Raw genomic sequence first — 10,524 nt, 5'->3', positions numbered from 1 at the left:
GCCGCCAAGCGCTGCGCAATCGCCGTCGACTCATCGCGCGTCGACTCACCCATCACATCGACGAGCTCCCCATCCCCCAACCCCTCGAACACATGTTCGATACTGCCACAGCGCTACGACAGATCTCACGCATGCTCCCCCACCAGCGTCTACTGGGTATGAACACCCGACACGCGGTTATCGAAAGCCCGCTCGGCGAATTGACCCTCGTCGCCCAGGACGACGCGCTGACCGGCCTGTACTTCCGGCACCACTGGTATCGGCCCGCCGACGACGCGGTGGGCCCGAGGTCGATGCGGACGCCGACGACCTACTCGCCAAGGCAAAGACCCAACTGCGCGACTACCTCGCAGGCCGCCGTCGCGGATTCACACTTCCGACCCGCCTGCACGGCGACGAAACCCAGCAGCGCATCTGGCATCTGCTGACCACGATCCCGTACGGCGAGACCATCACCTACGGCGAACTCGCGGCCGTAATCGGCGACGGCATCACCGCCCGCGAGGTCGGGCAGACGGTCGGCCACAACCCGCTGAGCATCGTGATTCCGTGCCATCGTGTGGTGGGCAAAAACGGTCGGCTGACCGGATATGCGGGCGGACTGAAACGGAAGCAACTTCTGCTGGAATTGGAGGAACCGAGCGCGGTGAAGGAGGCGCGGTTGTTCTGATGACTTCGACGCTATGGCAGCGGCGGGTCGAGTCCGCCGACTGGGAAGCAATCACCGCTGAGCTCAACGACTTTGGGGGCGCATTATTACCCAGGCTGCTCACCAAGGCCGAGGCTCGGAAGATCCGAGCGTGTTACCCCGACGACCATTTGTTCCGAGCGACGATCGACATGCGCAGATACCGGTTCGGCGAGGGCGAATACAGGTACTTCCAGCAGCCTTATCCACAACCCATTGGGGCGCTCAAGCAGGCGCTCTATCCCCGCCTACTGCCGATCGCGCGGGACTGGTGGACCAAGCTCGGCCGCAACGCTCCCTGGCCGGACACGCTCGAGGAGTGGCTGGACATGTGCCACGACGCCGGCCAAACGAAGTCTACCGCGATCCTGCTCAAGTACGGGAAGGGCGACTGGAACGCCCTGCACCGAGACCTGTACGGCGACTTGGTCTTTCCGCTGCAAGTGGTGATCAACCTCAGCGAACCCGGCGTCGACCACACTGGCGGTGAGTTCCTGCTCGTCGAACAACGTCCGCGTGCGCAGTCGCGCGGCACCGCGGCGTTGCTGCCGTTCGGTCACGGGTTCGTCTTCACCACCCGTGAGCGTCCCGTCGAATCATCCCGCGGCTGGTCGGCATCCCCCGTGCGACACGGTGTTTCGACCGTCCGCTCGGGCGAGCGGTTCACACTCGGACTCGTCTTCCACGATGCCGCGTGAGATCTGCGTGAGCGCGCTCAGCCTCGCCGCAGCACGATCACGTTGTCAGTCCACGCCGCGGTCTGTCCGGCGACTTCCCGCTCGACCGCATCGACACGTTCCCGGTCCCACTCGTCGCCTAGTTCCAGCCCTTCGATGACCTCCTCGGCGCTGGGGAAGTCGTGGTGGTGATGGTCGAGTTCTGATGCCCAGGGCGGTGGCCCCGCATGGTCGACGATCAGCAACGCCCCGCCGGAGCGCACCGCAGAAGCGGCGCGCCGCAACACCTTCGGCCGGTCAAACGGGATCATCGAATGCAGGAATTGCGCGGAGACCAGGTCGAACTCACCGTTGGGAAAGCTCTCCGACAGGTCGTGCTGCTCGAAGCGGATCCGATCGCTCACCCCGCGTTCCTCGGCGCCCGCGGCAGCACGCTGCAACGCGGTGTCCGAAATGTCGACCGCGACGACGGTCCAACCGCGCTCCGCTAGCCACCATGCGTCGGCGCCCTCGCCGCAGCCGAGATCCAGCGCATGGCCCGGCTGAAACGCGGAAACGATTTCCGCCAGACGGACATTGACCCGACCGCTCCATCGCTGGTCGCGCTCGGCATACCGCTGCTCCCAGTGTTCTTTTGCGTCAGGCGTCGACATGTTCGCTCCAATCCGGGACGGGCAGTCCGCATTGGTCGGCCAGCAGGCTCTGCACCACCGACATACCGGCCAGCGAGCCGGCCGCGATGGCCGAGGCAACCGAGGGTGGCAATTGTGTACTGAGGTCACCGGCCGCGAAAACCCCTGGCGCAGAGGTACGACATAGACCATCGACCTTCACCGGTGTCTCGCCGAACGGCGTCGCCTCCCCCGGCTCCGCTCCGAGCTGCTCAGCCAATCGCGAGCGCTGATGCAGCGTGGTAGCGGCGAGCAGGCCACGACATTCCAGCCGACCGCCGTCGGTGAACTGCACCGCCTCGAGTTGCCCCTGCCGTCCGGTGAGTTCGGCCACCGACCGCTCGTCCATTTTGACCCCTGCGGACGTCAGCCGGTCCCGGTCGTCGTCACCGAGATCCGCCTCGCCGTCCGTCAACAGAATCAGATCGTCGGTCCAGCCGCGCAACAACAGCGCAGAATGGATCGCCTTCTCGCCACGGGCCAGTACCGCAAGAGGCTGATCACGTAACTCCCATCCGTCGCAAAAAGGGCAGTGAAACACCGACCTGCCCCAAAACTCCTCCAGCCCCTTCACTACCGGCGGCCGGTACTCCATGCCGGTCGCGAGCACCACCCGGTGCGCCTGCTCACGGGATCCGTCGGACAGCTTCAGCTCGAAGAGGTCGCCGACCCGCTCGCCGGAGACCACCTCGCCGGTCCGCACGTCGACGCTTGAATACTCAGCGAGTTCCCGGCGGCCGATCTCGTACAGTTCTGCCGGCGAGCGGCCATCGTGCCCCAGGAGACCTCCAACGCCATGTGCCGCCAAATTGCTCTGCCGACCGGCGTCGATCAGCAGTGTCCGCCGCCTGGCCCGGCCGAGCACCATTCCTGCGCTCAAGCCTGCCGCACCGCCGCCCACGACGACGCAATCCCATTTCGAGTCCATGCTTCGAGCTTGCCCAAATCCACGCGGATCAATCAAACTCACTTGCCATGGAGGCAAAAAGCCCGAGGGAGGACGTCGACCTGCGGGTCCGACAACGGCTCAGGCAACTGCGCACCCAGCGCGGACTGACCCTCGAGGAGGTGGCCAGCAGCTCGAACATCGACGTATCGACTCTGAGCCGGTTGGAGTCCGGCAAACGTCGCCTCGCGCTCGACCATCTGCCGCGGTTGGCCGCCGCGCTCTCGATCAGCACTGACGAACTGCTGCGCGCGCCGGAGACCGAGGACCCACGCGTCAGGGCCGGTTCGCATACCCACCACGACGTGACATATTGGCCGCTACACCGCGCCGGTCCCGCGGGTGGCTTGCATGCGTACAAGATCCGCATCAGTGCTCGGCGGCGCACGCCTCCCGCGGAACTGCCGGTACACGAAGGCCAGGACTGGATGTACGTGCTGTCGGGCCTCCTGCGGCTGATCCTCGGCGACAAGGACTTCATCATCAAACCCGGTGAGGCCGTTGAGTTTTCGACGTGGACCCCGCATTGGTTCGGCACCGTCGACGGACCCGTCGAGGCGATCACACTGTTCGGGGTGCATGGAGAACGGCTGCACCTGCACAGCTGACTACAGGTAGGCCGTTTGGTTGACCAACCGCACCGAGGCCACGCCGTCCGGATAGAACTCCGCGATGGACAGCGAGGCGAGGTCGAGGTGTAACCGGTAGAGAATGCCGGGGCCCGCGTCGAGTGCCGTCCGCAGCAGCGTCTTGATCGGCGTCACATGCGAAACCACCAATACGGTTGCGCGGCCGTGCTCGTTGATGATTCGCGCCTGCGCGCGTCGCACGCGCTCGGCGACGCTGTCGAAGCTCTCGCCGTCAGGAGGGGCGACGCCGGTATCGCGCAGCCAGCGCCGGTGTTGGTCGGGGTCGCGCTCGGCCGCCTCAGCGAATGTCAACCCTTCCCACGCCCCGAAGTCCGTTTCGATCAGGTCATGGTCGACCGCGACGTCGAGGCCGAGCGCCTTGGCCGCCGTCGCCGCCGTGTCGTACGCCCGCTGCAACGGCGAGGAGATGACGGCATCGATGCCGCCAGTTCGCGCGAGAAATTGTGCGGCCGCCTCCGCCTGCTGGCGTCCGACGTCGGTCAGCGCAGGGTTGCCGCGGCCGGAATACCGCCGCTCCCTTGATAGTTCCGTCTGCCCGTGGCGCAGCAGCAGCAAGCGGGTCGGCGCGCCGCGCGCACCGGTCCAACCGGGGGACGACGCCACGGGTTGCGGTTGCTTCGGCTCTGCGACGACCTTCTCGAGTTCGGCCGCCGCGTCCATCGCCTCGTTGGCCAGCCGATCGGCGTGGGCGTTCCTGGCGCGCGGGATCCAGGTGTAGCCGATCCGGTCGAACCGCGCCGCCAGTGCCTTCGCCTGCTGATGCAGCGGTTCGATGTCGGGGTGCTTTACCTTCCACCGGCCCGACATCTGTTCCACCACAAGCTTCGAGTCCATCGAGACCTCGACCTCGGTAGCGCCGAGTTTCGCCGCTTCCTCCAGGCCCGCGATCAGCCCGCGATATTCGGCGACGTTGTTGGTGGCCCGCCCGATCGCCTGCTTACTCTCAGCAAGCACCGCGGTGCGGTCGGCCGTCCACACGACCGATCCGTAGCCTGCGGGCCCCGGGTTTCCGCGCGAGCCACCGTCGGCCTCGACGATCACCTTCACGCGCCTGCTCCCTTGACTCGCAACAGGATTGCGCCGCACTCGGGACAACGCAGCACCTCGTCGTCGGCGGCGGCTGAGATGCGGGCCAGCTCCCCGCGGTCGATCTCGATCCGGCACGCGCCGCAGCGACGGCCTTGCAGCACGCCGGCGCCTGCGCCACCGCGCGCACGCTGACGCTCGTACAACCCGACCAGATCGGCGTTCAGCGCCGCCACCAATTCGTCCCGCCGAGAGAGGGATTGGTGTTTGAGCTGGTCTATTTCCCCGCGTGCCTCATCGCACGCCTGCTGCGCCTCGGCGAGCTTGGTCTGCAACTCGTCGATCCGAGCAAGCTCGTCGGCTTGCTGACTCTGCAATTCCTCGCGACGCTCCATCACCTCGAGCAGCGAATCCTCGAGGCTGGCCTGACGCCGCTCCAGAGTCTCGAGTTCGTGCTGTAAGTCTGTCAGCTGTTTGGCGTCGACGGTGCCCCCCGACAGCAGCGACCGGTCGCGGTCCTCGCGCTGCCGGACGGAGTCGATCTCCGACTCGAACTTGGCCACCTGGCCGTCGAGGTCTTCCAGTGCGATCTGCACCGCGGCGAGGCGGTCGTTGGCCTCACGATGCGTCGACTGCGCCTCCTCGAGCTGCTGTTGGGCGGGCAGGTTCTTGGCCCGGTGCGCGATGCGGCTCAGCTCGGCGTCGAGTTCGGCCAGCTCCAGCAACGAGCGTTGTTGCACTACTTCTGCTTTCATGTTCCGTTTCTCTCGACGTTCCACGGATCGGTGCGCACCGTCGACACCCGCACCGGCAGCGCGTCACCGAAACGGTTGCGCAGCAGTTCGGCCGCCTGTGTGCACCAGGGGTACTCACTGGCCCAGTGCGCGACGTCCACCAACGCGACGTCGGACGCCCGCCTGTGCTCGTCGGCGGGATGGTGGCGCAGATCGGCGGTGACATAGGCCTGCACGTCTGCGCCTGCGACCCTGTCGAGCAGCGAGTCACCCGCTCCCCCGCACACCGCCACCCGCGACACCATGGCCGCCGAGTCGCCGGAGGCCCGCACGCCCCACGAGGTGCCTGGGAGCGCGTCATGCACGCGGGAAACGAACGCGGACAACGGTTGCGGCCGGGGCAACGTGCCGATGCGTCCCAACCCGACATCGCCGGGGACCGCGGCCAGCGTGAAGATGTCGAACGCCGGCTCCTCGTACGGATGCGTAGACCGCAACGCGGTGAGCACATGTGCGCGCAACCGGGTCGGCGCGACCATCTCCACCCTGTCCTCGGCCACCTTCTCGACGCTGCCCACGCTGCCGATTGCAGGCGACGCGCCCTCGTGCGCCAGGAATTGCCCGGTGCCAGGCACACTCCAACTGCAGTGCGAATAGTCGCCGATGCGGCCCGCGCCCGCGACGAACATCGCCTCACGCACCGCTTCGGCGTCGTTCGCGGGCACGTAGACCACCCACTTGTCCATGTCACCGGCCACCGAGATCGGCTCCAGGACCTCTTCGACGGTCAGCCCCAACGCGCCTGCCAGCGCATCGGACACGCCAGGCGTCGCCGAATCGGCGTTGGTGTGAGCGGTGAACAACGCTCGCCCGGTTCGGATCATCTGGTGCAGCAGCGCGCCCTTGGCGGTGCTGGCAGCGACGGTGTCGACCCCGCGCAACAACAGCGGGTGGTGCGCTAGCAGCAATCCGCTATCGGGTACCTCGGCGACGACGGCAGCGGTGGCGTCGACCGCAACGGTGACGGTTTCGACGGTTTCGGACGGGTCGCCGCAGACCAGACCCACTGAATCCCAAGCCTGCGCCAACCGCGGCGGATAGGCCTCGTCGAGGACGCCGATGATCTCGGACAGCGCGACGCTCATCGCAACGACTCCGCTATCGCGTCGACGAGGACCGGCCAGTGCGGGCGCACGGCGGCCCGCAGGTATTCACCGTCCAAGCCGACGAACGTGTCACACCGCCGCACAGCGATTCCCTTGCCGTCCAGTATCTTTCGCATCAGTTGCGCGTCCGGGACGGTGAACAGTACGAATGGGGCGCTGCCGTCGATGACATCCAGGCCGATGCTACTCAGGGCGTCGACCATTGCGGCGCGCAGTGCGCTCAGTCGGTGCGCACCGCGCTTGGCCTCGGCGACCGCCTCCGGTGTGTTGCAGGCCGCGATCGCCTCGAGTTGAAGCGTCCCGATCGGCCAGTGCGGCCGCCGCGCGGTCATCTTGTCGAGGACCTCGCGGGGCCCGACCGCGTAGCCGACCCGCAACCCGGCCACCGACCAGGTCTTGGTCAGGCTGCGCAACACCACCACGTCGGGAAGTGACTCGCCCGCCAGCGACCCGGGCTCACCTGGAATCGCGTCCATGAACGCCTCGTCCACCACGACGATGCGGCCCGGCCTGCGTAACGACAGGATCTGGTCGCGGGAGTGCAGGACGCCGGTCGGGTTCGTCGGGTTGCCGACGACCACCAGGTCGGCTGCGTCCGGCACCCGGGCACCGGCCAGGCCGAACGGCGGGCGTAGCACCACATGCTTGACAGGGACACCGGCGTCGGCCAGCGCCGCCTCGGGCTCTGTGAAGGAGGGCGCGATCAACGCGGCGAGCCGCGGCCGAAGGTTGGCCAGCATCGCGAAGGCTTCGGCCGCCCCGGCGAGCAGCGCCACCTCGTCGGCGATGCGGCCGTGCCTGGCGGCCACGGCGTGCACAGCGCGGCGCTCGTCGGCCGCGCTCGGATACCGGCCGAGGTCGGTCAGTCGCGCGGACAGCCTGTCGACCAGCCACGACGGCGGCTCGGTGGCGCGCACGTTGACGGCAAAATCCAGCATGCCGGGCATTGCAGCCTGGTCGCCGTGGTAGCGCGCAGCGGCACGAGGATGACTGGCCACAGCACGACATTAGACGTCGGCGACAATGGAGTCGTGACAGAAACCCTGCCCGGTACCGTCGCGACGCGCCCGCAGTTGGTGCTGTTCGACCTCGACGGCACCTTGACCGACTCGGCGCAGGGCATCGTGTCCAGCTTCAAGCACGCGCTCGGTGCGGTCGGCGCTGTGGTGCCCGACGGCGATCTGGCCAGCCGCGTCGTCGGCCCACCGATGCATCACACCCTGCGCGAGATGGGGCTCGGCGACCATACCGACGCCGCGATCGCCGCCTACCGGGCGGACTACAGCACCCGGGGCTGGGCTATGAACCGGCTCTTCGATGGGATTGCCCCCCTACTGGCGGATCTGCGCGCGGCCGGGGTGCGGTTGGCGGTGGCCACCTCGAAGGCGGAGCCGACGGCGCAGCGCATTCTGGCGCACTTCGGTCTCGACGGGCACTTCGAGGTCATTGCGGGCGCCAGCGTCGACGGATCCCGCGCCACCAAGTCCGACGTCGTCGCGCACGCCCTCGCCCAGCTGCATCCGCTGCCCGACCGTGTGCTGATGGTCGGCGACCGGTCCCACGACGTGGAGGGGGCGGCCGAACACGGCATCGAGACGGTAGTGGTCGGCTGGGGCTACGGCAGGACGGACTTCGAGGGTCGCGACGCCGTGAGCGCGCTGGCGCACGTCTCGACGGTCGATGATCTCCGTGAGGTGTTGGGTGTCTGAGCCGCTGCACATCACATTCATCTGCTCCGGCAACATCTGCCGGTCGCCGATGGCGGAGAAGATGTTCGCTCACCAGATCCGGCAACGGGGTCTCTCCGACGCGGTCCGCGTCACCAGCGCGGGCACCGGCAGTTGGCATGTCGGCGATCCCGCCGACCGGCGCGCGTCACACGTGCTTCGCGAACACGGCTATCCCACGGCACACCGGGCCGCGCAGATCGACGACGACCACCTGTCGGCGGATCTGGTCATCGCGCTCGGCCGCAACCATCTCCGCATGCTGCAGGAAATGGGCGTGCCTGCCAGCAGGATCCGGATGCTGCGGTCGTTCGATCCGCGGTCTGGAGCGCACCCCCTCGACGTCGAAGATCCCTACTACGGAACGCATGACGATTTCGAAGACACGTTCACAGTGATCGAGGCTGCGCTGCCGGGGCTGCACAGTTGGGTGGACGAGCAGTTGGCGAGTCGGGGAATCGCAAGCTGATGGTCAAGCGGTGGAGCTTTCTCCTGCGGCCGGCGTGGCTGGCGCTGTTCGTCGTGGTGATCGCGTTCGCGTATCTGTGTTTCACCGTCCTCGCGCCATGGCAGCTGGGCAAGAACACCAAGACGTCGCGGGAGAACAAGCAAATCTCCCAGTCGCTGACGGCCGACCCGCTGCCGCTGAAAACGTATCTGCCGCAACAGGACTCGTCAGCACCGGATGCCGAGTGGCGCCGGGTGACGGCGACGGGACACTATCTGTCCGATCAGCAGGTGCTGGCCCGGCTTCGCGTGATCGAAGGTGATCCCGCGTTCGAGGTGCTCACTCCGTTCGCCGTCGACGGCGGGCCGGTGGTGCTGGTCGACCGCGGATACGTCAAACCCGAGCAGGGTTCCAACGCGCCACCAATCACGGCCGCGCCGACCGGAACCGTGACGATCACCGCGCGACTGCGGGATTCGGAGCCGACGGTGCAAGGCAAGGATCCGTTCCGCGAAAACGGCGCACAGCAGGTGTATTCGATCAACACCGCACAAATCTCCGAGCTGGTCCGAACGCCGCTGACCGGGTCGTATCTCCAACTGGTCGAGAACCAGCCCGGCGGGCTCGGCGTCATCGCGTTGCCGCAACTCGACGCGGGTCCGTTCCTGTCGTACGGCATCCAGTGGATAGCGTTCGGCATCATCGCCCCGATCTTGGTGGGCTACTTCGTCTACGCCGAGGTGCAGCAGCGCCGGCGGGAAAAGACCGCCGCGTCGACCGCCCACAGCGACGCCCCGCTCACCGTCGAGCAGAAACTCGCCGACCGATACGGCAGGCGGCGCTGAGACCGGCCGCCGTGGCGGCGGCCTGCACGATGCGCGACAACCGCACCGCACGCGCGAGATCGGCGACCTCGGGCGGCCTGCCGTCGCCGAGCGTCGGCCTGATCTCCAGCTCGTGGGCGTACTGCGTGGGCCCGCCGAGTCGCACCCCCAACGCACCCGCGAACGACGCCTCCACCACGCCCGCGTTGGGGCTGGGGTGGCGTGCCGCGTCGCGGCGCCAGGCCCGCAGCGCCGCGGTGGAGGACCCGCCGACCAGCGGGGCGCCCAGCGTCACCAACACGCCTGTCACACGGGATGCGAGGTAATTCGCCGCATCGTCGAAACGTGCTGCGGCCCAACCGAATCGGGCGTATCTGGGCGATTTGTTGCCGATCATCGCGTCGAGTGTGTTCGCGCCGCGGTAGACGAGCACCGCGGGGATACCGCCGAGCGCGGCCCACAACACGGGGGCCACATGGGCATCGGAGGTGTTCTCGGCGACAGATTCCAGGGCCGCGCGCGCCAACCCGGCCGAATCCAGGGCCGCGGGGTCACGTCCGCACAGCGACGGCAGTAGCCGCCGGGCGGCTTCGACGTCGCCGCTGCCGAGCAGGGCGGCCATCTGGTGTCCGGTACGACCCAACGACGTTCCGCCGAGCGCGACGAACGTGGCGGCCGCCGTCGCCGCTGCGGTCCACACCGCTCCCTCGCGGCGGGCGCCACGCTCGACAGCCACACCGAGCGCACCCAGCGCGCCGAGCAGCACCCCCACGTGCATCGCCCCGGCGAGGCGGGAATCGGCGTAGGTGCGCTGTTCCAAACCCGCTGCCGCGCCACCGAACAGCGCCACCGGATGGCCGCGACGCGGGTCACCGAACAGCACATCAGCGAGATAGCCGGCGGCGATCCCCGCAACGCGCGCCTGACACGCCTGCACAAACACTCCGGGAGCGTCTCACAAGTGGTC

13 protein-coding genes are annotated in these 10,524 nt (G+C 67.7%); 6 read left to right on the top strand and 7 right to left on the bottom strand.

What is annotated here, in order from left to right; all coding sequences use genetic code 11:
- Both A5724_RS30985 and A5724_RS30980 read left to right on the top strand, forming a co-directional pair.
- Positions 1-670 (top strand): methylated-DNA--[protein]-cysteine S-methyltransferase (locus A5724_RS30985; protein WP_369830687.1); only part of this gene is annotated, 670 nt, incomplete at its 5' end.
- On the top strand, positions 670-1,386 hold the full coding sequence (locus A5724_RS30980; protein WP_067811629.1) for a 2OG-Fe(II) oxygenase: 717 nt from the start codon (positions 670-672) through the stop codon (positions 1,384-1,386). The genes A5724_RS30985 and A5724_RS30980, both read left to right, overlap by 1 nt.
- Before the next feature lie 17 nt (positions 1,387-1,403).
- Here the strand turns inward: A5724_RS30980 and A5724_RS34050 are convergent, their stop codons facing one another.
- Entirely contained in the window at positions 1,404-2,018 is a 615-nt protein-coding gene (locus tag A5724_RS34050; RefSeq protein WP_067811628.1) for a bifunctional 2-polyprenyl-6-hydroxyphenol methylase/3-demethylubiquinol 3-O-methyltransferase UbiG, read from the bottom strand.
- Positions 2,005-2,964 (bottom strand): NAD(P)/FAD-dependent oxidoreductase, encoded by a 960-nt coding sequence (locus A5724_RS34045; protein WP_067811627.1) that lies wholly within the window; start codon positions 2,962-2,964, stop codon positions 2,005-2,007. The genes A5724_RS34050 and A5724_RS34045 overlap by 14 nt, the downstream gene beginning before the upstream one ends.
- A gap of 47 nt (positions 2,965-3,011) precedes the next feature.
- On the opposite strand from A5724_RS34045, the gene A5724_RS30965 reads away from it, so the two are divergent.
- Entirely contained in the window at positions 3,012-3,590 is a 579-nt protein-coding gene (locus tag A5724_RS30965) for a helix-turn-helix domain-containing protein (protein ID WP_067811626.1), read from the top strand.
- Here the strand turns inward: A5724_RS30965 and A5724_RS30960 are convergent, their stop codons facing one another.
- The 4 genes from A5724_RS30960 to cobC are packed head-to-tail and all read right to left on the bottom strand — an operon-like array spanning position 3,591 to position 7,556.
- Positions 3,591-4,679: a bifunctional RNase H/acid phosphatase gene (locus tag A5724_RS30960; protein WP_067811624.1), complete on the bottom strand. Its 1,089-nt coding sequence runs from the start codon at positions 4,677-4,679 to the stop codon at positions 3,591-3,593.
- A complete protein-coding gene (locus A5724_RS30955; protein WP_067811621.1) occupies positions 4,676-5,413 on the bottom strand; it encodes a zinc ribbon domain-containing protein in 738 nt (245 codons plus the stop codon). The genes A5724_RS30960 and A5724_RS30955 overlap by 4 nt, the downstream gene beginning before the upstream one ends.
- Positions 5,410-6,537 (bottom strand): Nif3-like dinuclear metal center hexameric protein, encoded by a 1,128-nt coding sequence (locus tag A5724_RS30950; RefSeq protein WP_067811618.1) that lies wholly within the window; start codon positions 6,535-6,537, stop codon positions 5,410-5,412. Before A5724_RS30950 ends, A5724_RS30955 begins: the two co-directional genes overlap by 4 nt.
- Entirely contained in the window at positions 6,534-7,556 is a 1,023-nt protein-coding gene (gene cobC, locus A5724_RS30945) for an Rv2231c family pyridoxal phosphate-dependent protein CobC (RefSeq protein ID WP_067811616.1), read from the bottom strand. Before cobC ends, A5724_RS30950 begins: the two co-directional genes overlap by 4 nt.
- On the opposite strand from cobC, the gene A5724_RS30940 reads away from it, so the two are divergent.
- Genes A5724_RS30940 through A5724_RS30930 form a run of 3 tightly spaced genes read left to right on the top strand, consistent with a single transcriptional unit; the run spans position 7,545 to position 9,578 of the window.
- A complete protein-coding gene (locus A5724_RS30940; protein ID WP_082965367.1) occupies positions 7,545-8,267 on the top strand; it encodes an HAD-IA family hydrolase in 723 nt (240 codons plus the stop codon). The two genes, cobC and A5724_RS30940, sit on opposite strands and share 12 nt — an antisense overlap.
- On the top strand, positions 8,260-8,754 hold the full coding sequence (locus A5724_RS30935) for a low molecular weight protein-tyrosine-phosphatase (protein WP_067811611.1): 495 nt from the start codon (positions 8,260-8,262) through the stop codon (positions 8,752-8,754). The genes A5724_RS30940 and A5724_RS30935 overlap by 8 nt, the downstream gene beginning before the upstream one ends.
- Positions 8,754-9,578 (top strand): SURF1 family protein, encoded by an 825-nt coding sequence (locus A5724_RS30930; protein WP_067811608.1) that lies wholly within the window; start codon positions 8,754-8,756, stop codon positions 9,576-9,578. The genes A5724_RS30935 and A5724_RS30930 overlap by 1 nt, the downstream gene beginning before the upstream one ends.
- On the opposite strand, the gene A5724_RS30925 is transcribed toward A5724_RS30930, so the two are convergent.
- The gene (locus A5724_RS30925; RefSeq protein ID WP_067811606.1) at positions 9,532-10,500 is read right to left on the bottom strand and encodes a cobalamin biosynthesis protein; all 969 of its coding nucleotides are present in this window, start codon (positions 10,498-10,500) and stop codon (positions 9,532-9,534) included. The two genes, A5724_RS30930 and A5724_RS30925, sit on opposite strands and share 47 nt — an antisense overlap.
- Between the last annotated feature and the right edge of the window lie 24 nt (positions 10,501-10,524).

Source organism: Mycobacterium sp. ACS1612, from assembly GCF_001667505.1.
In the GTDB taxonomy this organism is placed as follows: Bacteria; Actinomycetota; Actinomycetes; order Mycobacteriales; family Mycobacteriaceae; genus Mycobacterium.
This window is presented reverse-complemented; position numbering and strand designations above follow the sequence as displayed.